The organism is Peribacillus glennii (assembly GCF_003429105.1).
Taxonomy (GTDB): Bacteria; Bacillota; Bacilli; order Bacillales; family DSM-1321; genus Peribacillus; species Peribacillus glennii.
In genome coordinates, this window is record NZ_QVTD01000001.1 from 100,251 (window position 1) to 126,804 (window position 26,554).

The 26,554-nt window shown below is 40.5% G+C and carries 28 protein-coding genes and 1 pseudogene; 7 read left to right on the forward strand and 22 right to left on the reverse strand.

Going from position 1 to position 26,554, the window contains the following annotated elements:
- Positions 1 to 5: 5 nt before the first annotated feature.
- The 16 genes from D0466_RS00485 to D0466_RS00555 form a co-directional block, all read right to left on the reverse strand.
- A complete protein-coding gene (locus D0466_RS00485) occupies positions 6 to 1,196 on the reverse strand; it encodes a levoglucosan dehydrogenase (RefSeq protein ID WP_117320600.1) in 1,191 nt (396 codons plus the stop codon).
- 44 nt (positions 1,197 to 1,240) lie between these two features.
- On the reverse strand, positions 1,241 to 2,422 hold the full coding sequence (locus tag D0466_RS00490) for a substrate-binding domain-containing protein (RefSeq protein ID WP_117320601.1): 1,182 nt from the start codon (positions 2,420 to 2,422) through the stop codon (positions 1,241 to 1,243).
- 39 nt (positions 2,423 to 2,461) lie between these two features.
- Positions 2,462 to 3,268 carry a sugar phosphate isomerase/epimerase family protein gene (locus tag D0466_RS00495; protein ID WP_117320602.1) on the reverse strand — a complete coding sequence of 269 codons (807 nt, stop codon included), beginning with the start codon at positions 3,266 to 3,268 and terminating at the stop codon, positions 2,462 to 2,464.
- A 119-nt stretch (positions 3,269 to 3,387) separates the two neighbouring features.
- Positions 3,388 to 4,389, reverse strand: a complete 1,002-nt coding sequence (locus tag D0466_RS00500) for a LacI family DNA-binding transcriptional regulator (protein WP_117320603.1) — start codon at positions 4,387 to 4,389, stop codon at positions 3,388 to 3,390.
- 544 nt (positions 4,390 to 4,933) lie between these two features.
- Complete coding sequence (locus D0466_RS21830) at positions 4,934 to 5,248, reverse strand: hypothetical protein (RefSeq protein ID WP_142919861.1); 315 nt, start codon at positions 5,246 to 5,248, stop codon at positions 4,934 to 4,936.
- A gap of 156 nt (positions 5,249 to 5,404) precedes the next feature.
- Entirely contained in the window at positions 5,405 to 5,830 is a 426-nt protein-coding gene (locus tag D0466_RS00505) for an OsmC family protein (protein ID WP_117320604.1), read from the reverse strand.
- A gap of 138 nt (positions 5,831 to 5,968) precedes the next feature.
- The gene (locus D0466_RS00510; protein WP_117320605.1) at positions 5,969 to 6,409 is read right to left on the reverse strand and encodes an OsmC family protein; all 441 of its coding nucleotides are present in this window, start codon (positions 6,407 to 6,409) and stop codon (positions 5,969 to 5,971) included.
- A gap of 98 nt (positions 6,410 to 6,507) precedes the next feature.
- Positions 6,508 to 7,629, reverse strand: a complete 1,122-nt coding sequence (locus D0466_RS00515) for an NADH-dependent flavin oxidoreductase (RefSeq protein ID WP_117320606.1) — start codon at positions 7,627 to 7,629, stop codon at positions 6,508 to 6,510.
- Positions 7,630 to 7,701: 72 nt separating this feature from the next.
- Complete coding sequence (locus tag D0466_RS00520) at positions 7,702 to 7,995, reverse strand: putative quinol monooxygenase (protein ID WP_117320607.1); 294 nt, start codon at positions 7,993 to 7,995, stop codon at positions 7,702 to 7,704.
- A gap of 145 nt (positions 7,996 to 8,140) precedes the next feature.
- The gene (locus D0466_RS00525) at positions 8,141 to 8,536 is read right to left on the reverse strand and encodes an IDEAL domain-containing protein (RefSeq protein WP_117320608.1); all 396 of its coding nucleotides are present in this window, start codon (positions 8,534 to 8,536) and stop codon (positions 8,141 to 8,143) included.
- A 61-nt stretch (positions 8,537 to 8,597) separates the two neighbouring features.
- The gene (locus D0466_RS00530) at positions 8,598 to 9,017 is read right to left on the reverse strand and encodes an RrF2 family transcriptional regulator (protein ID WP_117320609.1); all 420 of its coding nucleotides are present in this window, start codon (positions 9,015 to 9,017) and stop codon (positions 8,598 to 8,600) included.
- A 355-nt stretch (positions 9,018 to 9,372) separates the two neighbouring features.
- Positions 9,373 to 9,624 (reverse strand): DUF2535 family protein, encoded by a 252-nt coding sequence (locus D0466_RS00535; RefSeq protein WP_117320610.1) that lies wholly within the window; start codon positions 9,622 to 9,624, stop codon positions 9,373 to 9,375.
- Between the two features lie 179 nt (positions 9,625 to 9,803).
- Positions 9,804 to 10,931 (reverse strand): carboxynorspermidine decarboxylase, encoded by a 1,128-nt coding sequence (gene nspC / locus D0466_RS00540; protein ID WP_117320611.1) that lies wholly within the window; start codon positions 10,929 to 10,931, stop codon positions 9,804 to 9,806.
- Position 10,932: 1 nt separating this feature from the next.
- Positions 10,933 to 12,171, reverse strand: a complete 1,239-nt coding sequence (locus D0466_RS00545) for a saccharopine dehydrogenase family protein (protein WP_117320612.1) — start codon at positions 12,169 to 12,171, stop codon at positions 10,933 to 10,935.
- Between the two features lie 887 nt (positions 12,172 to 13,058).
- On the reverse strand, positions 13,059 to 14,423 hold the full coding sequence (locus tag D0466_RS00550; RefSeq protein ID WP_117320613.1) for an MFS transporter: 1,365 nt from the start codon (positions 14,421 to 14,423) through the stop codon (positions 13,059 to 13,061).
- 44 nt (positions 14,424 to 14,467) lie between these two features.
- Positions 14,468 to 15,583 carry a 5-methyltetrahydropteroyltriglutamate--homocysteine S-methyltransferase gene (locus D0466_RS00555; protein WP_117320614.1) on the reverse strand — a complete coding sequence of 372 codons (1,116 nt, stop codon included), beginning with the start codon at positions 15,581 to 15,583 and terminating at the stop codon, positions 14,468 to 14,470.
- A gap of 364 nt (positions 15,584 to 15,947) precedes the next feature.
- On the opposite strand from D0466_RS00555, the gene D0466_RS00560 reads away from it, so the two are divergent.
- On the forward strand, positions 15,948 to 16,859 hold the full coding sequence (locus tag D0466_RS00560; protein ID WP_117320615.1) for a LysR family transcriptional regulator: 912 nt from the start codon (positions 15,948 to 15,950) through the stop codon (positions 16,857 to 16,859).
- Positions 16,860 to 17,122: 263 nt separating this feature from the next.
- Here D0466_RS00560 and D0466_RS00565 read toward each other — a convergent pair whose 3' ends face one another.
- The gene (locus D0466_RS00565) at positions 17,123 to 17,425 is read right to left on the reverse strand and encodes an NUDIX hydrolase (protein ID WP_117320616.1); all 303 of its coding nucleotides are present in this window, start codon (positions 17,423 to 17,425) and stop codon (positions 17,123 to 17,125) included.
- Positions 17,426 to 17,584: 159 nt separating this feature from the next.
- Between D0466_RS00565 and D0466_RS00570 the strand changes: the two genes are divergently transcribed.
- Positions 17,585 to 18,826 carry a sensor histidine kinase gene (locus tag D0466_RS00570; RefSeq protein ID WP_117320617.1) on the forward strand — a complete coding sequence of 414 codons (1,242 nt, stop codon included), beginning with the start codon at positions 17,585 to 17,587 and terminating at the stop codon, positions 18,824 to 18,826.
- A gap of 4 nt (positions 18,827 to 18,830) precedes the next feature.
- Here D0466_RS00570 and D0466_RS00575 read toward each other — a convergent pair whose 3' ends face one another.
- Positions 18,831 to 19,883, reverse strand: a complete 1,053-nt coding sequence (locus D0466_RS00575) for an AbrB family transcriptional regulator (protein ID WP_117320730.1) — start codon at positions 19,881 to 19,883, stop codon at positions 18,831 to 18,833.
- 284 nt (positions 19,884 to 20,167) lie between these two features.
- On the opposite strand from D0466_RS00575, the gene D0466_RS00580 reads away from it, so the two are divergent.
- Genes D0466_RS00580 through D0466_RS00590 form a run of 4 tightly spaced genes read left to right on the forward strand, consistent with a single transcriptional unit; the run spans position 20,168 to position 21,549 of the window.
- A complete protein-coding gene (locus D0466_RS00580; protein WP_117320618.1) occupies positions 20,168 to 20,527 on the forward strand; it encodes a CidA/LrgA family protein in 360 nt (119 codons plus the stop codon).
- A complete protein-coding gene (locus tag D0466_RS00585; RefSeq protein ID WP_117320619.1) occupies positions 20,524 to 21,213 on the forward strand; it encodes an LrgB family protein in 690 nt (229 codons plus the stop codon). Before D0466_RS00580 ends, D0466_RS00585 begins: the two co-directional genes overlap by 4 nt.
- Before the next feature lie 23 nt (positions 21,214 to 21,236).
- Positions 21,237 to 21,395 (forward strand): hypothetical protein, encoded by a 159-nt coding sequence (locus D0466_RS22470; RefSeq protein WP_199484476.1) that lies wholly within the window; start codon positions 21,237 to 21,239, stop codon positions 21,393 to 21,395.
- Position 21,396: 1 nt separating this feature from the next.
- The gene (locus tag D0466_RS00590; RefSeq protein ID WP_158555763.1) at positions 21,397 to 21,549 is read left to right on the forward strand and encodes a Fur-regulated basic protein FbpA; all 153 of its coding nucleotides are present in this window, start codon (positions 21,397 to 21,399) and stop codon (positions 21,547 to 21,549) included.
- Between the two features lie 388 nt (positions 21,550 to 21,937).
- Here D0466_RS00590 and D0466_RS00595 read toward each other — a convergent pair whose 3' ends face one another.
- Complete coding sequence (locus D0466_RS00595) at positions 21,938 to 22,228, reverse strand: Dabb family protein (RefSeq protein WP_117320621.1); 291 nt, start codon at positions 22,226 to 22,228, stop codon at positions 21,938 to 21,940.
- An 85-nt stretch (positions 22,229 to 22,313) separates the two neighbouring features.
- Positions 22,314 to 23,753 (reverse strand): pyridoxal phosphate-dependent decarboxylase family protein, encoded by a 1,440-nt coding sequence (locus tag D0466_RS00600; protein WP_117320622.1) that lies wholly within the window; start codon positions 23,751 to 23,753, stop codon positions 22,314 to 22,316.
- Between the two features lie 83 nt (positions 23,754 to 23,836).
- On the opposite strand from D0466_RS00600, the pseudogene D0466_RS23520 reads away from it, so the two are divergent.
- Positions 23,837 to 23,965: pseudogene (locus tag D0466_RS23520) on the forward strand (hypothetical protein); the annotation flags it as partial.
- Positions 23,966 to 24,192: 227 nt separating this feature from the next.
- On the opposite strand, the gene D0466_RS00610 reads toward D0466_RS23520, so the two are convergent.
- Together D0466_RS00610 and D0466_RS00615 are read right to left on the reverse strand one after the other, a co-directional pair.
- On the reverse strand, positions 24,193 to 24,642 hold the full coding sequence (locus tag D0466_RS00610; RefSeq protein ID WP_233522480.1) for a C40 family peptidase: 450 nt from the start codon (positions 24,640 to 24,642) through the stop codon (positions 24,193 to 24,195).
- A 292-nt stretch (positions 24,643 to 24,934) separates the two neighbouring features.
- A complete protein-coding gene (locus D0466_RS00615; RefSeq protein ID WP_117320624.1) occupies positions 24,935 to 26,461 on the reverse strand; it encodes a glycine betaine uptake BCCT transporter in 1,527 nt (508 codons plus the stop codon).
- Positions 26,462 to 26,554 lie beyond the last annotated feature (93 nt).

Here is a 26,554-nt window from a genome sequence, read left to right on the forward strand (position 1 = left end):
TAAAATCACTGTCCAACTTTTACTTCAGATTTATTAATGTTTACCCATTCGCCTTTTTCAGCTGATTCCAGGATTGCGTCTGCAATAAGCTCAATACGGTATCCATCATCAAAGTTCGGTGAAACATGTGTATTCTCAACGATCGCTTTAAAGAAGTCATGAGTTTCAATGATTTTTGTTTCTCCGTATCCGATGCCTAGTGCAGGAATTGGCCAGAGTGCTTCCCCATATGGTGTAGCAGGTCCTGTATAAACGGTTCTGAAGCCTTTTGCATCACTTGGATCGTCTGCGAAGCAAACCTGAAGTTCATCACGATTTTCATAATTAAAGTATAATGATCCTTTAGTGCCGTGGATTTCAAATGTCAGGAAGTTATTGCGGCCCCATGCGTTTCGGGTAGCTTCAATGCTTCCAATTGCACCATTTTCAAATTTCACCAATGTAATGACTTCATCATCGACATCTACTTTACCTTTTGGTACATCTTCACTACTGTTTTTAACGGTTCCTAATTTATCTACCCCGCCTGTTTGGATCGGCCTTTCAGGAATCCAAGTTCTTGTTACTGCATTTACATCTGAAATTTCACCAACAAGGTAGCGGGCGAAATCTACAACATGTGTTCCGATATCCCCCAGGGCGCCTGACCCGGCAATCTTTTTCTGGAAACGCCATGATAGCGGTGAATTTGAATCTGCAGACCAGTCTTGAAGATAAGTTCCCCGGAAGTTAAGGATGTTTCCGATTCTTCCTTCTTCAATGTATTTTTTTGCGAGAGCAACAGCCGGTGTTCTTCTATAATTGAAGGCAACCGCGTGTTTAACTCCAGCAGCTTGAACCGCCTCTAGCATTGTTTTGGCTTCTTCGGCACCTAATGCCAATGGTTTTTCAGAAATAACGTGCTTCCCTGCTTTTGCAGCCGCAATCGCAATTTCTGCATGCGTATTGTTTGGTGTCACAATGTCGATAACATCGATTTCCGGATCATTGACCACTGCTCTCCAGTCAGTAGAATAGTTGTCAAAGCCCAATTTTGCAGCAGCGTCTTTTGCGAGCTCCTCTGTTACATCCACTACTGTGTGACGGTGCGGGATTGCCGGCGCCGGCCAGAAAAACATCGGCATTGCTGCATATGCAAGCGCATGAGCTTTCCCCATAAATCCTCCGCCGATCATACCTACGTTAAGTTTTTTCATTGTCTGTGTCCTCCTAATAATCAATTTATTATTGTATGAAGCTACTAATTTAATGCCTTTTGAATGGTTTCAGGAGCATCCTCCCTGTAAACCAGCTGCCATGATTTCAAAACATTTTCCTTTGTAACACTCAGGGATGGCACAGCTACATATTCCGGCGCTGATTTGCCCAGTATTGCATATCCGGCCAGTATTGCTTCTGAAACACCCTGGTCATACGGCAATTGAGCACCAAGGCCTTTCACAACACCGCCAACCGCAGTCTCCAATGCCACATTTGTACCTAAATCTATTGTTGTAATGACTAAATCTTCACGGTCAAATATCCTGGCTGCAGCTAACACACCTTCCGCCGGGACATCCCATACCGAGAAGATCCCGTCCAAATCCGGGTGTCTTGTCAGCATGCCTGAAGCTACCAGTTCTGTTTTATTAGGATCTGTTATTCCGCCACGGGCAACAATTTTAATGTTTGGATATTTTTCTTTGATTCTTTTTTCAAATGCTTTTGTCCGCTGTTTCGTAACAAAGAAATCAGCTGCGTGGAAAATGACACCGACTTTCCCTTTTTCATGAAGTTTTTTGGCCATAATATCCGCAGCCGCTACTCCATTGCCATAATTATCAGCCGAGACAACGCTTACATAATCCTTGCCAGCTTTTAATCCTGAAGGTGGATTGTCCATAAATACCAGCTTTATTCCGGCCTTTGCTGCTCTTTTGTATGCGTCTGCAGTAGAAACAGGGTCTACCGGTATGCTAACAATTAAATCTGGGGATTTTGCCATTACAGTTTCAATATCCGACACCTGCTTTTCAACCTTGAATTGAGCGTCTGTAACAGCTATTACTTTTATCCCCATCGTTGCAAATGTTGCTTTCAGGCCGTTGATTTGTGCATTGGACCAGTCATTCCCTGCGTAATGCATAACAATTGCGGCTGTATATTTTCCTGCTTTGATCTTCTTAATTTCTTCCTTAGTGAGTTTCAAGGTTTTGGCAGACACAGCCTTTTCCCCATTTGGACCTCTACTTTGAATCTTTTGTCCGTCGGGAATCTCCGGATTTATCGTAATCGAGCCGGAGCTGTCCGTTGTTTGAACCGTTTTCGTTACTGAGCTTGTCTTGTTATTGCCCGAATCGGAGGATTGGTCCTGTACACACCCCGAAAGGATTAAACCACTAACGAGAAGAGCGATTGAAGTCATCGATATCAGCTTTTTCATGTATAGCCCCTCTTTTTTAGGAATAAAATCAGTCTATTTTCATTCAAATTGTGACAGGTATTTGCGGCTGATTTCAGCGCCTTTTTTTGGATTCTCATAACTGTCTAACTCTACAGTGATCCATCCATCGAAGCCTGATTCTTTTAAAATTGTGATCATTTCATCAAACTTTTGATGTCCAGCTCCTAAAGGAAGGAACTCACCGTCTTGAAAGTCTTTAAAATGAACATATTTGATCCGATCAATGTATTTTTTTATTACTTCCACCGGGTCACCGCCGCCAGCCTCAATATGCGCAGTATCAGGAACTAGATTGATAGTGGTTAATGGCATTAGTTTATCGAGCTGGGCTGGTGATTCAACATTCGTCCCCAAATGGGGGTGGTAACTCGGAATCAAATTGTATTGTTCAGCAATTTGAACTACCTTGTCCAGAGCTGCTCCGAGATCTTTATAATCGCTTTCTAATATACCCTTGGCACGGATGGCTCCTCCACCTACAACAAGATGCTGGGCTCCAAGTTCAGAAGCCAGGGCAGCTGCCGCTTCTATTTTTATTAGCTCTTCTTCTAGAATATCAGGAAAAATAAAGTTCCCTCCTGTATATACTCCGATGAAATCAAGAGAGGTTTCTTCCAGCAGGGCTTTAAATTCCTCTTTTTTATCTTTATATTGCATTAAATTCCCATCAAATATTTCAAACCCTTTATACCCGGCTGCACTTATGTCCCGTAATGCTTCCTCTGTAGATCCGTTGGCAAGGTAGTATAGGTCTTTCACCGAAGTAACGCCTGCTGGGTGTCCGACTACTCCTCCCCAAGTATTGGTTTGGTATCCTAATTTCATTTTGTATTCCCTCCATTAAAAAGTGTCAGAGCCTTGCAATTGGTTTTTGTTAAAACTCCCCTTGCTGAACCCCATCACCTCCCTGATGTTCAACATTGTAATCGATTACAAAATATTGATTATGATAAACATTTTTTGCTCGATTCTCTTACAATCAACTTATCTTCTAAAATATATTGATTCTTATCAAGTTCATCCTTGTTGATTAATTTAATTAATAATTCGATTGCTTTTTGACCAATCTCATATGATGGCTGGGCGATTGTTGTCAGGGCAGGTTCAAAAATGGAAGCGAATTTAATGTTATCAAACCCAACAACCGAAATGTCTTCTGGAACCTTTAAGCCTTTTGATTTAATGGCTTTTATTGCGCCAATCGCCATTTCATCGTTTGCGGCAAAAATAGCTGTCGGAGGAACACCCAATGCCAGGAATTTTTGCATTACATTACAGCCGCTTTCAAATGAGAAGTCTCCTTCCTGCACCAGAAGCGAGTCTAGAGGAATGCCATGCTGGGCCATTGCCTGCTGGAAACCTTTTAGGCGGTCCCTGCCTAATACACTGTCAAAGGGGCCCGTTATAGTGCCGATCCGCCTATGGCCTAAGGTTATCAGGTGTTCCGCAGCTTTTCTTGCACTGCTGACATTATCAATCGAAACAGTTGGAATTTCTGATCCTTCGGTATATTCACAGGCTATGACAACAGGATATTGTTTCGCTATATCTTCAACAACTTGTCCATCAACCTTGGCTGTCAGCAAAATCATGCCATCTGCTTTTTTCTGTCGAAGTATATTTAAGTATCCGCTTTCACGCTCTGCATCATTTAGGGTATCCCCCAGTAAAACCTGATAACCGCTGTCAATGGCCACGGATTCTATGCCTCGCAGTACTTTGGAAAAAAAAGTATTCGTTATGTCAGGGACAACGACGAGTATCGTTTTGGTTTCCGATCTTCTAAGCTGCCTTGCCAGAATGTTAGGTTGATAGTTCAGTGACTCGATCGCTTTTAAAACTCTTTCAGTTGTATCTTTTTTCACAGTTCCTGAGTTGCTTATCACCCTGGAGACAGTGGCCGTGGAAACGTTTGCTTTTTTAGCGACATCGACTATCCTTACCATAGGTTACTAAATTCCTTTCAGTGTTTCTATGCATCTTATATTGAATTTGTCTATCTGATGAATTCATTGTAATCGATTACATTTTGAATAGCAACAATTTTATTGATTTTATTAAAATTTTGTAACTAATGAAATTCATTTACATACGGGCTAGGATATGATGTCGGTAAAATTATTTTGTTTACCTGCTCTCTCTTAGTTTCCTCAATTGTCATAACGTTATTTCCAGGTCTGAACATTACCAATGCAATCGACTGTACATGTGTGGTTTGGGCCTGACCCCTAACTGGTTATTCGCACAGCATGGAACAAAAGAAGATGATCTGTCCAATCGTCTAGCAGCATGTAATTTATATGAAAACTGTACAATGAAATCAACACATTTTTCCATAATCACTCTAGGTTGAAAATATCTACATTGAAAAGGAACGCAGCGCTCCGTTTTTTCAAGGGGGGGCAGACCCCTCATGACAATTTTTCTTGTTTACACCTATCTAACTGTGATTCAGGCTGGTAATTGTTCCTTATTGTTTGTGTTTGATATTTAAGATTTTTGACCTTGTCCGCTTGTCGCCCAGTGCCTGGAGTCTTCAGCCTTGGCGTTTCCACGTGACAGAAAGCCAAGGGCGATGTACGTCTGTCCCAACCCCCATTGACCGCTGTCTTCCATACTCATGCCCCCAAATAAAGAAGCCAGATTTGCGACCTCTTCTTCTTTTTCCCTCAGGCGGTAAACCGGGATTGAACAGTATCGGGCAAATTGGCAACTGATAACTGTACAAGGATTAGGATATGAAAGTGTTCCAGTCCTGGGTTTCGACCAGGATAAGGTGAAGGGAATCCTTGCCTTCCGGAACATGTAAAATTTGCTGCGATGGTTCCCATCGGCCGCGCTGCCGGTGGGTTTACCCTCATCACCGTTATGGATTAGATAAGATTGTAACCTATCACTGAAATTTAAGGTTCATGCAGCTAAAAGAGGGGATGGCTTAGCCATCCCCTATCTTCAAAGTAATCATATATCTTTCTCGCCTTCGACTCCATTAAGAGAATAGCTCACTGAAATTTCTGCATTCAATGACTGTGAAACCGAGCAGTACTTATCTTTTGATAACTGAATCGCCCTGATGACTTTATCTTCAGGCAGCTCACCTTCCAGAGCGTAATGAATGTGCACATCGGTAAATCTTTTCGGATGGTCTTCAGCCCTTATCCCTTGAACCTCCATATGAAAAGAGGCAGGGTTCAAACGCATCTTTTGCAAAATAAGAATAATATCGATCCCTGTACAGCCTGCGACTGCATGTAAAAGCAATTCTGTGGGTCTTGCCCCACTGTTTTGGCCGCCTGCTTCTTCTGCTGCATCCATTGTAATTTGATGCCCTGAAGGTGTGATACCGGAAAAAGCAAGGTCCCCAGTCCATTTTACCGTCGTTTTCACACTGATCCATTCCTTCCTATTCGATATCCTTTAATATGAACCGCCTTTTATTGCGGTATTTTCTACGTTTATTTTTTTATAAAAAAGGCAGACCCGCCAATGATAATCATCTAGTGTCTGCCTTCTGTTCATTGTCTTTTATGCTTTTGACCATTTTGTTTCAATTGGAATGCCTGCCGCTTCAAGGGTAGCATAGATTGGACATCTGGAATCGGTGATTCTTTGCAACTCATTGATACGTTGCTGCGGTTCGCTTGTTTTCACTGTTGCGGCAATCGTTACGCTCTGAAAATATGGCTTAACATTCGGATCACCCATGAATCCACGGCGGTCCAATACCGCCTTGATATCAAATTCTATTCCTTGCAGGTCGAACTCCATTTCTTTCGCCACAACATTGGCGACGATGTTTTCGCATCCTGAAAGTGCACTTAGTAGTGTTTGCAGCGGATTGGGACCTGAATCCTGGCCGCCCATTACAGGCGGTTCATCTATGGTAAGTGTGTGCTTACCCGCCTTAGTGATGGTTTGTAATCCCTTTGAAGATCCGGTGACATGAAAATTTATGATATTTTCCATTTTTGCGTTCCTCCTAGTTTAGGCTGTTAAGCTTTGACCGCATCACACTCATTGTTTACCATTAACGGTTATATATTCCCATTTTTAGGAGATCGTTCTTAAACCCCTGGGAACCATCCAGGTGTATTCACGATAGCTTGCCACAGCGGATCTGGTATGACAAGCTGCTGCTGGGCATCCTTATCTATTTTTGTTTTGATTTCCGATTCCCTGCCTTGCTCCACCTTCTCCACCCAGTCCGGATCAATGATGATTTCACGGCCCAATGCCAAAAGAGGTACTCCGGTTTCAAACGCTTTTATTGCATCATCTGCTGTAAGGATTGAGCCCACTCCTATTACCGGAACACGCTCTCCTGCCTTTTCGAGGATCAGTTCGATACGCGGACGCTTATCTTCTACACCTCGTCTTGGGACAGACCAGAAATCCTGCAGTGAAACATGGAGGTAATCAAGACCCTTATCTGCCAGAGCATCGACAAATGTTAAGGTATCTGCCATCGTAATGCCTGGTGTTTCAGGCTCCTCCGGTGAAAATCTGTATCCAACGATGAACGGTTCTTTTGCATGCTCTGAAACTGCCTTCTTCACTTCATCAATAATTGCCATCGGAAATTTCATGCGTTTTTCCAGGCTGCCGCCCCACTCGTCTTCGCGAATATTGGAATGCGGCGAGAAAAATTGTTGAATCAGATACCCGTTCGCCCCGTGAATTTCAACACCGTCATATCCTGCCTTAATGGCACGGCGTGTTGCTTCTCCAAAGTCATGGATAATCGATTCGATCTCAGCCTCGGCCAGGGCCCGGGGAACAGTTTGTCCTTCTCCCTCCGGAGCCACGGCGCTGGCACTGACAGTTTCGCCATTCGGCACAAGCTCTGGCGGACACATACGGCCGCCGTGGAAGATTTGCAGGATCGCTTTTGCTCCTTCTTCCTTAATGGATGTGGCCAATTGCCTTAAACTTGGTATCAGCTCGTCCCGGTCAGCACCGAATTCACCATGGAATCCTTTGCCGTTTTCAGTTACATATGTACAGGCTGTTATGACCATTCCGACTCCCCTTGAACGGCGTACATAATAGTTAACTTCGTCCTTAGTAACCGTTCCGTCAGGATTTGAAGAAAAATTCGTCATAGGTGCCATAACCAGGCGATTTTTCAATTGAATGCCTTTGCGCAAAGAAATGTTGTCAAATAATGGTGCATACTTCTTATTCATTATGTAAATCCCTCCAGATAGTAATAACGGTAATCAACAATAAAAACCTGAATCGCTCTTTAAAAGCAAAGGTTAGAGTTTTTCTGTTGCCAAATACTTTTCTACACGTACAGGTTCAAGCAAGAATGGTTGCAGGTTTTTCACAAACAATTTAAAATGCTCAGTTTCCTCATGTGACACAATTGCTTCTGCGTCTTTCCATACCTCTAAAAAAACAAACTCATTGTCACGGCCGCTATCCTCCAATAATTGATAGCTAATATTTCCTTCTTCACCCCTTGAATGTAAAACTACTTGTTTCGAATGTTCAAGAAAAGCTTCCCGTTGACTTGGATCAACCGTAAAAAAGGCATGAATGATAATCAAGTTCGTTCCTCTCCTCTTTTCACAAATATTCATTATATTTTTCTTTCCCTTAAAGGTTAATGGAAACCCTCAAACATTAGCTAAAGGAAACCGTTAAGGATTCATGAAGGAGGATTTCCATCGGTATTTCATGGTCCCTGAACTACTAGTGCCCTGTATCAAACTTTTCCATTTTAATGATATCAGCAGGATATACAATATTGATAGTGGACTCCTTCTTTGGTGCCTTCCGGAGTTCATTCAATTTAGCCGTTAATTGGGTAAACCATTGTTCATCCTTGGTCAATAACGCAACGTCAATTAAGTCCAGCAGCTGTTGTTCATTCATTTTTTGTGATACAGACAGCTTTTCAACTGATTTGTTTTGAAGGCTTATCGACTTTCCAATTATTCTTTCATTATCGCTTTCAATAACGAATACTTTTACTATTCCCTGTAAAACATCTACAGATTCGATATATCCGGTCACCAATTCTCCTTCCTTGGACTTCCCCATGACCCAATCACTGGTTTCAAATTGATTTTTTCCGTTCATTGCCATTGGTATTCACCATCCCAATAATTGTTATAAAAATAGTTACAGTTTATATAAACAAATAAATTCAACGGGTTTGTTTAATTTTTTCTAAAACAGAACGTAACGTAATCTGATCCAGGTATTTCTCTAAATGACTTTCAGCATCACGGAAAACTTGGTCCATTACAGCCTGTGTCCCGGAAGAAATCGGACAAGCTTCTTCCGGATTTCCTGTACACCAGTTTGGTTTTAAAGACCCGTAAGACACCGAGCGTAAAACTTGTGCCAATGTGGCTGTTTCCGGGTCGCATTCGAGGATGTACCCTCCCCCAATACCCTCCTTGGTCTTAACTAATCCATTTTTTCGCAAGCATCCCATAATTTTGCGGATTCTTGCCGGGTTTGTCGAAACATTTTTTGCAATCGTTTCGCTGCTGGCCATATGGTCGGGTAAATAGGCTAAATATATTAAACTGTGAACGGCTATCGTAAACTCACTATTCACCAGGGTCTGATCCTCCTTCAGAAGATTACTGTAATATTATTATTTACAGTTTAGAAAGGCAACTAAAGTGCTCACCGGCATTTCGGGTGCCCCACACATTTTTAAGCGATAGAAACTATCAATCGTCAATTGCTTCCGAATAAGTTGATGATGTTGAAATTGGATAAACAGCTTTATCGGGGGGTTTTGGATTAATCGGAGGGGAAACTTATCACAATTAAATAAAAATTATAGGAACCGGAAGTATTAAAAAAATCCAGCAGACACACTGCTGGATTGATCGTTTATGTATAATTTATTTCTATTTAGAGTTGAATAAATTGCAGGAAAATCATTGTCTGCTTGCTTAACAATATTAAGCATTATCTTTAACTTGTTGTATATAAAATAATTCCTTATAATCAGGCCATCTCATTTTACGTTTCAGATATTCACGAAAGGAATAACAGTTTTTTTCTTCAGGTTGATTGTAAATGGACGAAACAAAATCTTGCAAACGAACATGAACCTTAAAATAATAATGATTGTTTTTTTCTAATACAGGGATTTCAGTCACTTTTACCATCTGTCCACCAACATTTTTGAATTCCAGCGTCTTATACAACAAAATACCATCTTCTTTTTATCAGTTTTTTATATTATAACTCATTTCAATTTTGAAACGTCTAAATATTTTAAAAAAGCAGAAAAAAATGTTGAAGAAAAAACCAGACTCATGTTTTTAGAGTCCGGTTCAATTAAATGTATTTTCTGTTGGGCAGCATCCAGCCTGTTACAAAGATCTTTTTATGCCAGTCTCATCTTAAAATCTTGATAGCCAAATTCCCGAACGACTTGACAATCACCATCTTTGTCTTGTACTGCAATGGCTGGCAATGGCATGCCGTTGAATGTGTTGGTTTTTACCATTGAGTAGATCGCCATATCTCCAAAAATCAACCTGTCGCCGCTCTTTAATGGCTCATCGAATGAATAATCTCCTATGACATCGCCTGTAAGGCAGGTTTGCCCGCCAAGCCGGTATGAAAATGGCTTCTGGCCGGCTTCGCCTGAACCAAGAAGTGGTGGACGATATGGCATTTCCAATACATCAGGCATATGACAGGTTGCCGAGGTGTCAAGAATGGCAATGTCCATTCCATTTTTATGGATATCAAGTACAGATGTGATCAGATAGCCTGCATTAAGCGCAATGGCTTCTCCTGGTTCAAGATATACTTCTAACCCGTATTTATCCTGCATTCTCTTAATACAAGCTTCAAGTGTTGGGATATCATAATCTTCCCTTGTGATATGGTGACCACCGCCAAAGTTGATCCATTCCATTTGCGGCAGCCATTGTCCAAACCTTTCTTCCACTGCATTTAGAGTTGTCTCTAAATCGTCCGAGTTTTGCTGGCAAAGGGTATGGAAGTGCAGACCTGAGACTCCCTTAAGCAAATCTGGACGAATATCTTCCTGTTTTACACCGAATCTGGAACCTGGTGAACATGGATCATAGATTTCATGTCCAACTTGTGTGGAGCATTCAGGGTTGATGCGCAACCCTACTTTCCTCCCGGCTTGAAGAGCTTTATCTTTGAATTTTTCCAGCTGTGAGAAAGAATTAAAGATAATATGGTCACAGATGGATATAATTTCGTCGATCTCATCTTCACGATAGGCAGGGGCAAAGACATGATTTTCTTTGCCCATTTCCTCATAACCCAAGCGAGCTTCAAATATACCGCTCGCCGTTGTGCCACTCAAATATTTACCAATCAGGGGATACATGGTTGTCATGGAAAAAGCTTTTTGTGCCAACACAATCTTTGCTCCTGTACGCTGCATGACGCCATTCAGGATTTTTAGATTTTTTTCGATGAGAGCTTCATCGACTACATAACAAGGTGTTGGCAATTCTTCAAACCGCATTTTAACGGACGAGCTCCACTTCTTTTGTTTTTGCAGGCTCATCATCAACAAGCACTGGATTAAAGTCTTCTACCCATGGAAGTCCCCATTTGTTTAACTCTTCCATGAATGGATCCGGATTAAATTCTTCAATATTGTATACGCCCGGTTTGTTCCACTTTCCAGTCAGAATCATTGCTGCTCCAATCATTGCAGGAACGCCTGTTGTATAAGAAACGGCTTGAGAACCAACTTCTGTATAGCATGCTTGGTGGTCACAAACATTGTATACATAGTACGTTTTATCTATGCCGTCTTTTTTTCCTCTGAAGATACAGCCAATGTTTGTTTTTCCAACTGTACGTGGTCCCAGGGTTGCTGGATCCGGTAAAACAGCCTTCAAGAATTGAAGCGGAATGATTTGTTGTCCTTCGAACTCAATTGGTTCAATGGAAGTCATTCCTACATTTTCAAGGGCCCTTAGGTGAGTAAGATAGCTTTCGCCGAATGTCATGAAGAAACGGATGCGCTTAAGCCCTGGCATGTTTACAGCAAGAGATTCAAGCTCTTCATGGTAAAGCAAATACATATCCTTTTCGCCAACTTCAGGGAAGTTATAAACGCGTTTGATTTCCATTGGTTCCGTTTCGACCCATTCACCATTTTCCCAATATCTCCCGTTTGCAGAAACCTCGCGGATATTGATTTCAGGGTTGAAATTGGTTGCAAAAGGATAGCCATGATCCCCGCCATTACAGTCAAGAATGTCGATATATTCAATTTCATCAAAATGATGTTTCAGCGCATAAGCAGAGAACACACCTGTTACACCTGGGTCAAATCCACTGCCTAAAAGAGCTGTAATTCCGGCTTTTTCGAATCGTTCACGATAGTCCCACTGCCACTTGTATTCAAATTTTGCTGTATCTTCCGGCTCATAGTTTGCTGTATCCATATAGTGTGTTTTTGTTGCAAGACAAGCATCCATGATCGTTAAATCCTGGTAAGGCAATGCTAAGTTCATCACGATATCTGGTTTTACTTCTTCAATTAAAGCAATCAGCTCGTCAACATTGTTTGCATCAACCTGTGCAGTCGTAATTTTTGTCTTGCCGCCGTCCAGTTTTGCTTTTAACTCATCACATTTAGATTTTGTACGGCTCGCAATACAAATTTCTTCAAATACCTCACTGTTTTGAACACATTTATGGATGGCTACTGATGCCACACCGCCAGCCCCAATAATAAGTGCTTTTCCCATTCTATTATCTCCTAACTATGTAGATTTTTTTAAGCAAAAAAGAATACCGTAACAACGGAGTATCTGCCACTTGCGCGTTTGCAGGAAAGGATGCCTTGTTGTAACTTCCTTAAAACAAAACAAAAAAAGCAAGTGCAAAAAACGCATAATCGCGCATCACACTTGCTTTAGATATAATCATCAATATTAAATAAGCACAGGTACTCCATAACAAAAGTAAAACCATAAAAATACTGGGAACTTTTGTAGGAAAGCTCTTTAATATTCGAATATATCAATAATGGATCAGAGTCTATATAGCAAATAATTACTTTTTCCACTCTTATTGACCGTTTCACAAGTTGATGTGCAAATGCACTGGTTGTAAAGTAACCAACTTATAAAATTTGAGCTTTTAACTCAATCAATAAGGCAACTAAAGTTGCCGATCGGCATTTGACCCGGCTGTCCGTATGGCCTTAACATCCCTAGTGGAAGTGGTCAAAAATTATCTGCATGGAAAGATCCAAATACTTCGAATAGCGGCTTTCCAAATTACGCATCTCCTATAATATCACATACATTATATATAGCAATAAAAAAATTTAAATTAATTCTTAAAAATATGACATAAGACACTTCAATGGCTTGTGAAAGCAGTTTCCAAAGTGGTGATGGCGTACCTGGTAATCTATAAAGGTTATTACATTAAATATCCTCGATAAGAAATGCTTGACTATTTAAAAAACCATTAATGAATATTCGCCATCTTAATTGGCTTTTTAAATTCATCCTATGCTTATCAAAAAAGTTCCGTTTAGAAAAAAATGCTCCCTTTAAAGGAGTCAGATTTTTATTTTTCACCTGCCTTCCAAAAGGGGAGCATATCATATTAATATGAAGTGAATTTAAATGCTCTCATTCTCAGTCTCTTTATAGCTATTGGATGGGTTGAGGATTCTGTCAAAACTCCCATATTTCTCTTGAACTAATAATAGGGCTATTCCCCCAATAATACTCGGGATCGCAAATGCCATGAACGCATTTTGAGGTGCTAGATTAGTTGCCAGCAAGAGACCGATAATGAGGGGTGCCAGTATTGCTCCTATCCGTCCAATCCCAACTGTGACACTAAGACCTGTTGTTCGGATTTCCTGAGGATAAAATTGAGATATATATGGATTCACAAGATTTTGCGTTCCGCCTGTGCATGCGCCGCCAATTGCGATTAATACATACAACAAAAGTAGATTAGACGTTACACTTAATGAGACAAAACAAAAAGCCCCTATTAAAAACATGAACAATAGTACTTTTCGATGCCCCAATCGATCTACTAAATAACCACCCAGTAAAGAACCTCCAATTTGTCCGATACCTAACACAAGGCTGAATGACAAGCTTGAAGTGATTCCATACCCGGATCCCTGCATAATTTTTGGAAGCCATGTATTCAGGCCATAAATCATAAGCAGACAGCTAAACACTGTTATCCAAAACGCTAATGTACTAACACCTCTATTGTCTGCAAATAGCTTTTTGGCAGTAAATCCTTTTGCGCGTTCTTTAATACTTACATATTCAAAATCGTCTGTTGCTTGATAATTACCCTTAGGATGGATTTTGTTTAGAATACTTGCGATTTTTTCACCTTGGTTACGAACAATATGAAAGGATAACGATTCGGGAAATTGTTTAAGAAATAATGGCAGTGTAATTAGCGGGATAATCCCTAAACAATATAAGAATCTCCAGCCTAGACTTTCCATTAAATACATACCCGTCAGTGAAGCTATTATAGTCCCTATTGAATATCCACAATACATTGCCGCTACAATCAGTGCTCTGTTTTTTTTAGGTGAGTATTCCGTCATTACGGCAATTACAGCTGGCATTAATCCGCCCATCCCTAGAGCTGCAATAAAACGCATAATCGTAAAAGTGAGGGGATTTGGTGCCAAACCAGCCAAAAGAGAGAATACACTGAATAAAAACATACAAATGGCCAATATTTTTTTCCGACCAATAATATCGGAAAACGATCCGAGTAAAAAGGAACCAATCATCATACCAATAAGAGTATAACTGCCAATAGCCCCTGCCTCTACAATGGTTAACTCGTATTCATCCATCATCATTGGCAATCCTATACCGTATAAAGCAATGTCAAAACCATCAAAGGCAATTGCATAAAAACACCAAAGAAAAACTAACAAATGAAATCTATTAAGCTTACTTTCAGCTATTACATGGGAAGTCTGAACAAGACGCATCTCATTCCTCCTTTTGGTCTTTTTTGGTCTTTAATAAATTTTACTTATTTCCACACTTCCCTCGAGATCTCCACAACATGCTGAAGTTTTGCCCATTGTTGTTCCTCTGTCAATAAGTTGCCTTCTTCCGTTGATGCAAACCCGCATTGAGGACTTAAGCATAGCTGATCTAAATTCACGAATTGTGCTGCTTCTTCAATTCGCTTTTTAATTTCATCCTTGCTTTCTAATTCACCAAATTTTGAAGTGACCAAGCCCAAAACTATGTTTAAATCTGATCTATTTACAAAACGAAGTGGTTCAAACCCGCCTGAACGATCATTGTCATATTCCAAGAAGAAACCATCAATATCTAAATGTCCAAATAATTGTTCTGCAACCGGTTCGTATCCACCAGAAGAAATCCATGTTGAGCGGAAATTCCCACGACAAATATGCATCGTTATTTTTAAATCATCCGGTCGATCCGCTATTGCTTTGTTCAGGGTATGTAAATACATTTTGATTAAGTGATCAGGATCCGTTCCTTTTGCGCGAAGCTGTTCTTTTTGTTCCTCTGAACATAAATAAGCCCAAGAAGTATCATCAAGCTGCAGATACCGACAACCCGCATCATAAAAAGCTTGTATGCCTTTTTTATATGTCTTGGCTAAATCATCAAAGAATTCTTCTTCATCCTGATAGACTGACTTATCAATCTCTCCACGGAAATGAAGCATACTGGGACTTGGAATTGTAAATTTTGCTACATGGTCTTCAGCTACTCGGTGAAGATATTTATAATCTTCCAGCATAGGATGATTTCCAAAGTCTAATTTGCTTGTTACTTTAATCCCGCGGGATTTTGTTTGTTTTTGTTGAAATTGAATTCCGTTTCCTGACCAAAATCCATCAACCCCAACTAAATTTTCCAGGAAATCAAAATGCCACCAAGCTCTTCGAAATTCTCCATCAGTAACGGCCTGAAGGCCTGCGTCTTTCTGTTTCAACACAATTCTTGCAATTTCCTCATCTTCAATCTTACGTAATTGTTCTAATGATATCTCGCCATTAGCCCTTTGCAGGCGCGCTTTTTTAATTACATCTGATCGCAATAAACTTCCAACTTGGTCTGCACGAAAAACCATGGAATGGTTTTTAGATTTATTTAGTGTTTGCATAAAAAATCACTCTTTTCATTTTTATTTCTTTGATGTTTGTATCCTATCATGTTTAAAGTGATATAGTGTAACTGATAAAAGCAATTAGTTGTTATAACTAAAAGCTATATCGACTATAGTCATTCATTTTGATACATCACCTTTTTTAACAATTCCTCTATTTCTAGTAGCAGGTCCAGCTTATTTTGCTCACCTAAAAAAGACCACAAGAGGTAAACGGGGTTTCGTAGTAATATAACAGCGTCATATTTAATTGAAATTCATATCGGGTTAAGGGTAGAATAACGAAATAAAAATAGAAAAGGTTTCTCATCCATACATATCAATGGATTTATAAATCGATTGGAAAGGATAACGAGGGCGTATGAAGTTGCAGCAGTTGAGATATTTCATTGAAATTGTCATGTGTGGTTCTATTAATGAGGCTTCTCGCAGATTATATATATCGCAGCCAAGTTTATCAAAAGCAATAAAAGAACTTGAAAAAGAAGTAGGCATTTCCCTTTTTACCCGTACATCCACCGGTATTACGCTTTCATCAGACGGGGCTGAGTTTCTTGGGTATGCCAGGCAGGTAGTTGAACAAGTTGAGCTGCTGGAGCGCCGCTATTTCAATACTGCTCCGTCCCAGCAACTATTTTCTATCTCAACACAGCATTATGCGTTTGCTGTTAATGCATTTGTAGAAATGATAAAAAAGTATGGAGCAGATAAGTACCAATTCACTATGAGGGAAACCAGAACGTATGAAATCATAGAAGACGTCAAGAATTTACGCAGTGAAATAGGTATTTTGTATATTAGCCCCTTTAATGAAAAAGTGATGATGCAGCTGTTAAAGGAGCAGGGGTTAGTGTTTAACGCACTTTTTAAGGCAACTCCCCATATCTTTGTGAGTTCTCAGAATCCTCTTGCGAATAAGGCATCAGTCTCTTTAGAAGATTTACAAGATTATCCGCGTCTAAACTTTGAACAAGGTGAATTTAATTCGTTTTATTACTCTGAAGAGATTTTTAGCACTGTTCCTAGTAAGAGAAGCATCCAGGTCAGTGACCGGGCAACCCTGTTTAACTTATTGATAGGGTTGAACGGCTATACCATATCCACCGGTATTCTAAGCGAGGATTTAAATGGTTCAAATATTGTATCTGTTCCGCTTGAAGAAGGAGAAATGATTACAGTGGGCTGGGTCGTGCATAAAAAAACACAATTGAGCACAATGGCTAAATTGTATTTGGAGGAGCTTAATCAAATCATTGATTTTTATGTAACTTGATAGAGGCAGATGTTTATAGGTTATATGTAGATAGGTTGGAATGGAATTCATATTTTCTTTATTTTATATCCGCCGATTATACTGTGATAATAATTCGGCCCGTGGGGAACGAAATCTGTTCGGACTGCTTTTCTTTCCATGTACTGCAGTTTCTCATGTTCATTGTATCCATATCCAGCTAGTTTCACTGCTTGTATGTACCTGATATTAATTCGGAAATTGAATCCAGGGAAATACGACATATTCCGGACAATTTTTCCCAGTTAGGGACCAGCTCGGACAGCTGCCAGATAAAGTCCCACTTCTTCATGTATTTCCCTGATTCCTTGCTCAGGCCGTTCACCCGCCTCCAAATGGCCTGCAGCCGTGATATCCAATAAACCTGGAAAGATATACTTTCTCCAATCCCTTTTCTGGAACAAAAGGAATACAGCCCCGTTTTCGATTTGGTAAAACCAGCAGTGAAAGGATTTGTGCCAATACCCTTTTTGATGGACTTCCCCTCTCTCGCAAACATCTCTATGATTCATTTCACTGTCATAAATATCCGGAATCTCTGTTCCCATATCATTTTATCTCCCTAAAATATACGGTTTGATATAAGTTGTTTATTCCCAGCATATCCTCCAGAATGGTTTTAAACATTGGAACAGTAGAAAAATCACATGCAGATTTGCCGGTTATCATATAAAATATTGGAAACAAGTATTTGAGGCGGTGAAACTATGGAAATGACCAAGCAGCTGTTACTCAATCTTTCTCTATTATTAGTGATCCTTTTCTTTTTTCAAATCCATTTGGATCGAAAGGATATCAGTGAGTTACCCCGTCGCCTCTCCATGTATTATTTTATGCTTTCTATCTTAGTGTGTATATTTCTGACAAATAAAGTATTTGAAAATTTATATTTTGATCTCAGGCAGGTTCCTTTGATTGTTGGTACACTTTATCTCGGAACAGGCTGGCAGCTCCTGTCCGTAATCATATTGGCCCGCAGTTTATTGGGAATCGATTTGGGTTTTTGGATTTCGGTGTCCATTTTCACTCTTTTTACCCTTTTCTCCTGTTTGGGCCATACTTTTTTCTTAAGACAAAAAAAACATCATCGGATGCTTGTCTCCGTTTCATACTCAATAGGGCTGTCATTAATGATTATGGGAGCTACCAGCTATTTCTTCGGTATATATCATAGTATTGAAACGTGGATCGGGTTCGTGTTTATTCCTGCAATTTGCACATTCATTATGGCTTACACAATCGAAACGATAAACAGGAATTTGTATCTTCGCCAACAAATTGAAAAAACGAAGAAGATGGAAGCCGTCACGCATATGGCAGCTGCCATCTCCCATGAAATCCGCAATCCCCTGACTTCTGCAAAAGGGTTTGTTCAATTTGTGTCAGAAGACGATAATCTTGCGCAAACACAAAAGGAGTACCTTTCGATTGCATTGCAGGAGTTAAACCAGGCAGAAACGGTCATACGCGACTATCTGACGTTTTCAAAGCCCTCCATTATTTCCGTTGAAGAAATAAACGTGAGCGAGGAATTAAATAATACTTTGAAAATATTACAGCCGCTTTCTAATCTGAATTCAGTCCAGGTGAAGACCGATTTGACATTGCCGGGACAAATTCAGGGTGACCGGCATAAATTCCATCAATGTTTCTTCAATATTATTAAAAATTGCATCGAGGCAATGCCTTCCGGCGGGCAACTATATGTAAAGACTATGAATAAAGGCACAAATATCTTGATAACGATTTCGGATACAGGGGTCGGGATGTCCGAACAACAAATCCACCGCCTTGGCGAGCCATATTACTCTACTAAAGAAGGAAAGGGAACCGGCCTTGGCATGATGGTTGTATACAGTATCATTCGGGCAATGAATGGAACGATTTCGGTCAAAAGTGAAATCAATAAAGGGACAACGTTTTTGATTTCCTTTCCCCGGAAAGTATGACCCGTTACAAATGCATTTTTGCCCGTTTTCTGTTAAAAAACCATTTCAATATGCCAGGAACAAAAAGAATGATAAAAAGAAGCCTAATGAATTGCAGGGAGCTGACAACAGCCGGATCGGCACCTACGGAGTTTGCGGTGAGAACCATTTCCACAAGTCCTCCGGGTGCAAAGCTTAATATCGCCGTTGTAAGCGATAGCGGGGTGAGCACTGAAAATAAATACCCCATCCCAAAAGACAGGAAAATCAGCAGGATTGTCAGTCCAAAATAAATCCCGCTGTATTTTCCTCCAAGCTTTAAATCCTTAACCGTTATTTTGGTCCCCATATTCGCCCCAACGGTAATTTGCGCCGCCACCAGCATCCATGATGGAAACATCCCCAAGCTCACTCCGCTTACACCCAGGATGGCAGTGATGAATAACGGCGCTATTACAAAAGAAGCGGGCAGCTTATTCCTCAAAATCCATGCCAGGGCAATTCCCGGAATATAGAATGCATACCTCCAAACGTCTGTACTTCCTTGCCTGCCAATCATTTGTACGGCATCTGCACTATCTGAGACAAAGAGATGGATGACAATGAACGGGACTAAAAAGACTACGGTCAATAAGCGTATGGTTTGAAATACGACGACCATCGAGGTATTGGCTTTCAGCGACTCGCCTGCTGCGACCATTTCAGGCAAGCCTCCCGGGATGGAGCCCAGTACACTTGTCACGGGATCGACTTTAATATATTTCGTGACAAATATACTGTTAACCACGCTTAATGTGATCAATAACAGCGTGAGCATTATAAACGGTATGATATATGGAGTAACAGTAGTAAATGTCGCTTTTGTAAACGATTGGCCAAAATAGATGCCCAGCACGCATAAGCCCGCATTTGTGAAAAAACGGGTCGAGACCAAACTCCGCTTAGTCCCCGATTTCCATAAGATCATTATCGTCATTGGCCCAAGAATCCAGGGCAGGGGCCATTGAAAAAGGAAAAATAGATACCCTCCAATGAAAGCTATTAAATACGTTTCTATTAATTGTGCACTATTTTTCATATGAAATACCTCTATAACCTTTCCAATTCCATGGGCGGACAAGAATTGGATATTCCACCCATAACCGTTTTTCTTTCCATTATAAATCACTTCCTTACCGTCAACCAGCTATTAAGCCGATTATCAGATTTGCAGCTGTTTCTTTCTTATCCTCAAAGTCAGCTTTTCTTACCAAATCCTAATTTATGACCAAAAAACATTGTCAGGAATTCTTACATTTTTGCTGAAGTCCTTCAAAAAGTGTTTTATTCTAAAAAAAATCAACCAGGGAGGGAACAAAATACATGCCATGGATCATTCAGCTATGTATCATTACAGGGTTTCTCCTGCTTGGCAAATTTTTCGGCACAATATTTCACCTTCCGATTCCGGGAAGCGTGATTGGAATGATTTTGTTGCTTGGGGCATTGATTGCCGGATTGGCGAAGTTGGAATGGGTTGAAAAGGCCGCTGCTTTCCAGATCAAACATTTGACTTTGTTATTTGTGCCGCTTGTTATCGGGTTGTTCCTATCCCCGAACCTAATACCGCTTTTTGATTGGAGTTTTATCGCGGCTTTAATTGTCAGCAGCTTATGCTGCCTGCTGGGAACTGCCTTTTCTGTAGAGTGGTTTGAAAAACGCAAAAGGAGGATCCACAAATGATTTCTTTGCTGGGCAGCCTTGTCTTTTGTATGGCGTCAACCATTATATGTTATATGATCAGCCTGAAAATATACCGGAAGTATAAAAAGAATTGGCTGAACCCCTTATATACTTCCACCATCTTCATTCTGGCGTTTCTGCTTTTATTCCATATTCCATACCAAGCATACCAGCAGGGAAGCTTTATTTTCGAGCAGCTTTTACAATTATCGATTGTGGCTTTTGCCGTACCGCTATATAAGCAATGGCCGTTATTGATGAAAAACTTCAAGAAAATTTTTTCAGGAGTGCTCGCCGGGACAATATTGGGCATTTTGTCTGTTTTCCTAATGTCCCAGCTATTTCATTTTAACCATGAAGTGTTGGCTTCCTTGATTCCGCGTTCTGTAACGCTTCCAATCGCATTATCTGTTTCAAACGGCCTTGGGGGCGCTACTACAATCACGGTGTTCTTTGTCCTATTCTCCGGTCTGTTTTCTGTAATATGTGGACCGCATTTGCTTAAGAAGGCCGGGATTACCAGCAAAGCGGCCAAAGGGCTTGCAATGGGCACTTCCGCCCAAATGCTTGGTGCCAACCGTTCACTCCTTTGGGGGGATGAGGAAGGGGCGCTGGGATGCATTGCGATGACAACCTCGGCCATATTTTTGTCCGTAATGCTGCCGCTCCTCCTGATTCTGATCTAAAAAATGCGAAAGAAGGCAAGGCGATGAAGTATGACTCTAAAGAAATCCGGTTAGCGGAAAAAATCATCCAGTTGGATATTTTGAGGGACCAGCTTCTTGAGGAATTGATGGAGTTGGCAGGAACCCGAACCCATGAGCTCTTAAGAACCGTGCAAAATGACGGAATTAAAGGAGTGTCCTGACATGTCAAATCAACTGCATACTGCGATTACAAAAGTGAAAAAATACTACATTGAGAAACTTTTGCACGCAGGGGCTTTCAAACAAACCGACCGGCAGATATACAGCTTCACTTTAAGCGAGCTGCAAAACCTGTGCCGTAAAATCAAACGGTAATATAAATGGATTATTTCCAATTGCCTTCTCTTGTCAGACTCATCTTACTGATGGAATATATGGTTAAGCTCGATAATAGAATGAAATATTAGAAGAGTTGGCATTCTTAGTGTATGAAAAAACTAAAAGAATTCTGGCAGTCCAGGACGATATGCAAGGCCGTTCTTATTTTACTAGGTTTATGATCTAATAAAAGCAAATAATATAAAAAAAGGCTTTGAATTAATGAAGAGGCGGTCCCAGAGAAAACTGCTGGCACCGCCAAAACATAATATGGACAACAAACCAGGGGATCTCACCATATGTTTGTATGATTACAGAGCCAGGCACTTATGGGGAATGCCTCTTCTTGATTCCATTTAGGTTTGGAATCCGAATCCATTTGAACCTAAATTTCAATATCCACCCCAATGCTGTCCACTCTGCCGACATCTTGTATGAATGCAGCGACAGCCTGGTGTTCCTCATTTGATACATATGCATCAAGGGCTGCTTTGTCTTCAAATCTTACCACTAAAACTACCTGGTATTCCTTGCTTTTCCCTACATTCAAGCCTGCCTGCAGGTCCACAATCCCTGTAAGATGATTTTTTAATGCTTTAAAGCGGGTGACCACTTCCTGCAGTTGTTCTGCAGTTGTCGTTTCCGCAAATTTAACGAGTACCGTACGATGTATCATATGTATCCCCTTTTCTTCTATTTATGCTATCTTGCTAATTCTATCTAACTATTATGAAGGATGCAATTTTGTTACCCTTCACCATTTATTTTGTTAATAAATTCTTATTTTCCAAATAAAAAAGGTCGATTTTGCCAAATATTTCATCTATCGTTTCCTCATTTGTATAAGGATTTAGCAGTACAGCCCGGAGCCAGCGGCCTCCTCCTAACACAGGCAATGAAAAAAATATATTATGTTTTAATAGGAAGCTTTGCAACTCGGTATTCCATACATCAAGCCTTTCCTCAGAAATGAATTCAGGCCTCCCCCTAAAGCAGCATACATTCAGCCGGGGCTCAGCTGCCAGCTGCAAGTATGGCCTCCTCCTGATCTGGTGCACAAAGTATTGGGTTTTCGCCATACCGGAATGTATAAGTTCTTCATACCCTTCCACCCCGATTTGCTGGAAGGATAACCACAGTTTTAAAACATCTGCATGGCGTGTTCCCTGCACACTGATTTCCCCTAGATTAATAGACTCGCTGTCATTCATATATGGCGCGGAAATCTGAAAGTCCTCGTGTAAAATTTTTTCTTCTTTAAACAGGACAATGGCGCATGCTTTTGCTATGTACAGCCATTTTTGCGGATTGAAAGTGATCGAATCTGCATTTTCAATCCCGGAAAGGTATTGCCTAAAATCCTTTGAAAAAACAAGGGCGCCCCCATATGCAGCATCGACATGGAACCAAATATTATGCTTCTTTGCAATAGAGGAAAGCTGTTCTAAAGGGTCTATGCTTCCTGTTACGGTTGTTCCTGCTGTCGCCACAATAGCAAAGGGGAATTGCCCTTCATCATAAGCATTGCAGATTGCGTTCTCCAAATCATCCGGACACATTTCAAATTTAGCATCCACCTTGATGGCGATTACCGATTCTGTCCCCATCCCCAAAAGCATCGCCGCCTTTTGTATAGATGTATGGGCCACTTCAGAAGCAAGAATTACCGGTTTATTCTTTAATGAAACCAGGCCTTTTTCTTTGACTTTTAGCACATGATTTCTCGCTGCAGCCAGTGCTTGAAGATTCGCCAGGCTTCCCCCGCTTACCATCACCCCGCCTGCATTTTGCCCATAGCCAAACCTTAATGCCATCTCTTTGATGACCTGCTTTTCCATTTCCGAAAAAGCCGGGGACATTTCATGGCTGAGCATATTGTTATTCAGCGATGAACTAATCAGGGTTGCAAGAACCGACATCAATGTCGGAATGGAGTCCATATGTCCGATATACTTCGGATGGTAAGGATTCATCGAGTTGCCCAGAATTATTTTTATTTGGTGCAGGATTTCCTCAACCGAAAGGCCTTGTTCAGGCATGTTACTGAAGCTGGTAATTTCATGTTGTGGTAAAACGGGGTGTTGTTCAGCCGATGAAAAATAAGAATGAACCAGTTTCATTACCTTGTCAGCGATTATTTGTACATCTTCCTTATTCGTCCCAGCCGGGTCTATAAATATAGTTTTTGCCAAGAAAAACATCACCTCTCCTGAATTCCTTCATGATTCATTATATTATTTATTTTAACAATTTTGTAAAATAACGGTAGAATGAAAAGACTTACGTATCCTTGGAAGATGCCATCAACAGCTGGCTGACAACCACGACTTCCTTGGGAATCAGGCCGAAAAAAATGGCAGTTATAAAATCTACGCTCCTATCTCACTATGGCTTAGACGATCTTTTCGGATGAATGTACGGAAAATAAGACCCTTATCTCAAAGGAGATTTACGAAAACACACTGAAAAGATGGCGAAAGAATTGGCCGGACGTGAAGATTATACCTTGGAAAAAATGCCACGGCGCTAATAACCAAATTCAGGGTCGTGTTCCTCTATCTTCTCAGCACTATAAAATTTGGGCATAAAAACTGCACCCGATTATATAATCGGGTGCAGTCAACAATGGTTCTAATTCTTTTATATACGTTTTGCTCCAATGAACTTTGGTTTCCAGTAAGAATTATTTGTATAGAAATAAGAAACGCCTTTTGATGAAGAAGAGTTGATTACTTTTCCGCTGCCTACATACATGGCAACATGGGTTGCTCTTGATGCTCTATTTGGTGCATAAAACAGCAAATCTCCCGCTCTTAATGAACTTGAGCTGACACGTTTCCCTGTTTGTTGCATTTGTGCGGCTGTTCTTGGAAGAGTCTTTCCAGCCTTGGAAAAAGAATATTTAATTAAACCTGAACAATCGAAACCGCTAGGCGAGATGCCGCCCCATCTGTATTTAACTCCTAAATTGCTTTTGGCAACTGAAATTGCTTTATTATGATAAGTAGCCGCTTCACTCATGGTTGGTGCAACAGTGGCAGTGGCTATGACAGATGCGATAGAGAATGCTGCGATAATTTTCTTGAACAATTTATATTCCCCCTGGTGTGCTTTGCTAAACTTAGTTTACTGAAAATTGTTGACAATAGCATCACAGGAATATTACAGGTTTATTACAAATTAAATCAAAAATAGGCAATCTTCAACATAAGTACCGTTTGTTGGATGCAAGCTTTTGAACCTTGTTGCTTCAATAGTAAAAAATTAGCATCACCTAAATTAAGGTCAGCACACGCATATTAAATCCGATTTCTTACAATGCCATGAAATGTGTCTACCTACCGAGAACGCAGGGTTCCTATGGTTGCTACAGGCGTCCATTTCAGTCGTTTTTTGTCGGTTTTTTTGTCCGGGGTCTTATATATAATCCTAACTCTTTTCTTTCTTTCATAAGCGATTTATACAAGGAAATCCCCATCAGGATCATGATAGCCGAGAAAGGTAAGGCGGCTGCAATCAATGCATTTTGGAGACCTTGCAGTCCCCCGCTGTATAACAGGATGATGGCCACTATTGATTGCAATATCCCCCATGTCAGTTTTACTGAGTTGGGAGGTGTCAACGAACCAAAAGTTGTTTGCATGCCCAAAACAAAAGTAGCCGAATCAGCTGATGTAATGAAAAAGGTTCCGATTAAAACCACAGCAATAATTGAAAGAATATCGGATAGTGGAAATTGGCTGAACATGCCAAATAATACTTCCTCAGTTGCGAGTTTTGTTAAATCTACATTGCCTGCTTGTTGGACATCAATGGCGGAGGTACCGAAGACAGCAAACCATAAAAAACTTACCAATGCTGGTAAAAGCAACACACCAAGCAAAAATTCCCTAATAGTCCTTCCACGCGACACGCGAGCTATAAAAATCCCTACAAAAGGAGACCATGAAATCCACCATGCCCAATAAAAAATAGTCCAGCTATTGATCCATTCACGATCTTCAGGTCTTACAGGTGCCATTCTGAAACTCATCTGAATGATGTTTTGTAAATACGACCCAAGTGTATCCGTGAACAAATTTAGTATAAAGATGGTGGGACCTACAATAAACATAAGTAAAAGTAATCCAATTGCTAACGCGATATTCGTGTTACTCAGATATTTAATCCCTTTACCTAGACCTGACCACGCAGAAATCATGAAAAATATGGTGACAACCCCTATGATAATAACCTGAACTGTGAGATTTTTAGGAATGCCAAATAAATAAGCTAACCCTCCATTAATCTGAGCAGCTCCGAAACCCAAAGTGGTTGCAACTCCGATAACAGTAGCAAGCACTGCTAAAATATCAATTATAATGCCAATTTTTCCTTTTGCGTACTTCCCTAATAATGGCGTCAATGTTGCGCTTATCAATCCAGGTTCATTTTTGCGGAATTTAAAATACGCCAAAGCCAGCGCAACGAGTGCATAAATCCCCCAAGCGTGTATCCCCCAGTGGAAAAAAGAATATCGCATAGATTCTTTAATAGCTTCTTTTGTACCGGGTTCCGCAAGCGGCGGGTCAGAAGCGAAGTGGGATAGCGGTTCCGCAGCTCCCCAAAAAACAAGCCCTATTCCCATGCCGGCGCTAAATAACATAGCAAACCAAGAAATGGTGGAATACTCTGGTTTTTCATCAGGTTTCCCTAATCGAATCATCCCCAACGGGCTCACTATTAAAAAGATACAGAAAATCACAATGGCAGAAACTAATATTAAATAATACCATCCAAAACTGGAAGTTATCAAATTCCCCACATTTGCTGTTGCTGTTTCGAACCACTCCGGAAGTGATACTCCCATTATGACTAAAATAATTAAAAACACCACAGAGATCCAAAATACATTTGATATTTTCTTCATTCTATTCCCCTTTCCTTTAATGAATTTGATGGCAGATACGGCCTAAACTTTAACAAAAATAAATTTTGTTTACAAATATTTATCCTTGGTTAT

Excerpts from the sequence above, each read along its gene's own strand:
- D0466_RS00575 (WP_117320730.1), bottom strand. The coding sequence starts at position 19,883 with ATGAAAAATAGTGCACAATTAATAGAAACGTATTTAATAGCTTTCATT.
- D0466_RS00600 (WP_117320622.1), bottom strand. The coding sequence starts at position 23,753 with ATGTTTTTCTTGGCAAAAACTATATTTATAGACCCGGCTGGGACGAAT.
- D0466_RS00500 (WP_117320603.1), bottom strand. The coding sequence starts at position 4,389 with ATGGTAAGGATAGTCGATGTCGCTAAAAAAGCAAACGTTTCCACGGCC.
- nspC (WP_117320611.1), bottom strand. The coding sequence starts at position 10,931 with ATGCGGTTTGAAGAATTGCCAACACCTTGTTATGTAGTCGATGAAGCT.
- D0466_RS00585 (WP_117320619.1), top strand. The coding sequence starts at position 20,524 with ATGATTTCTTTGCTGGGCAGCCTTGTCTTTTGTATGGCGTCAACCATT.
- D0466_RS00550 (WP_117320613.1), bottom strand. The coding sequence starts at position 14,423 with ATGCGTCTTGTTCAGACTTCCCATGTAATAGCTGAAAGTAAGCTTAAT.
- D0466_RS22470 (WP_199484476.1), top strand. The coding sequence starts at position 21,237 with ATGAAGTATGACTCTAAAGAAATCCGGTTAGCGGAAAAAATCATCCAG.
- D0466_RS00580 (WP_117320618.1), top strand. The coding sequence starts at position 20,168 with ATGCCATGGATCATTCAGCTATGTATCATTACAGGGTTTCTCCTGCTT.
- D0466_RS00510 (WP_117320605.1), bottom strand. The coding sequence starts at position 6,409 with ATGGAAAATATCATAAATTTTCATGTCACCGGATCTTCAAAGGGATTA.
- D0466_RS00570 (WP_117320617.1), top strand. The coding sequence starts at position 17,585 with ATGGAAATGACCAAGCAGCTGTTACTCAATCTTTCTCTATTATTAGTG.
- D0466_RS21830 (WP_142919861.1), bottom strand. The coding sequence starts at position 5,248 with ATGTTCCGGAAGGCAAGGATTCCCTTCACCTTATCCTGGTCGAAACCC.
- D0466_RS00590 (WP_158555763.1), top strand. The coding sequence starts at position 21,397 with ATGTCAAATCAACTGCATACTGCGATTACAAAAGTGAAAAAATACTAC.
- D0466_RS00615 (WP_117320624.1), bottom strand. The coding sequence starts at position 26,461 with ATGAAGAAAATATCAAATGTATTTTGGATCTCTGTGGTGTTTTTAATT.
- D0466_RS00560 (WP_117320615.1), top strand. The coding sequence starts at position 15,948 with ATGAAGTTGCAGCAGTTGAGATATTTCATTGAAATTGTCATGTGTGGT.
- D0466_RS00515 (WP_117320606.1), bottom strand. The coding sequence starts at position 7,629 with ATGAATAAGAAGTATGCACCATTATTTGACAACATTTCTTTGCGCAAA.
- D0466_RS00485 (WP_117320600.1), bottom strand. The coding sequence starts at position 1,196 with ATGAAAAAACTTAACGTAGGTATGATCGGCGGAGGATTTATGGGGAAA.
- D0466_RS00595 (WP_117320621.1), bottom strand. The coding sequence starts at position 22,228 with ATGATACATCGTACGGTACTCGTTAAATTTGCGGAAACGACAACTGCA.
- D0466_RS00490 (WP_117320601.1), bottom strand. The coding sequence starts at position 2,422 with ATGAAAAAGCTGATATCGATGACTTCAATCGCTCTTCTCGTTAGTGGT.
- D0466_RS00525 (WP_117320608.1), bottom strand. The coding sequence starts at position 8,536 with ATGGCAATGAACGGAAAAAATCAATTTGAAACCAGTGATTGGGTCATG.
- D0466_RS00545 (WP_117320612.1), bottom strand. The coding sequence starts at position 12,171 with ATGGGAAAAGCACTTATTATTGGGGCTGGCGGTGTGGCATCAGTAGCC.
- D0466_RS00495 (WP_117320602.1), bottom strand. The coding sequence starts at position 3,268 with ATGAAATTAGGATACCAAACCAATACTTGGGGAGGAGTAGTCGGACAC.
- D0466_RS00555 (WP_117320614.1), bottom strand. The coding sequence starts at position 15,583 with ATGCAAACACTAAATAAATCTAAAAACCATTCCATGGTTTTTCGTGCA.
- D0466_RS00565 (WP_117320616.1), bottom strand. The coding sequence starts at position 17,425 with ATGGGAACAGAGATTCCGGATATTTATGACAGTGAAATGAATCATAGA.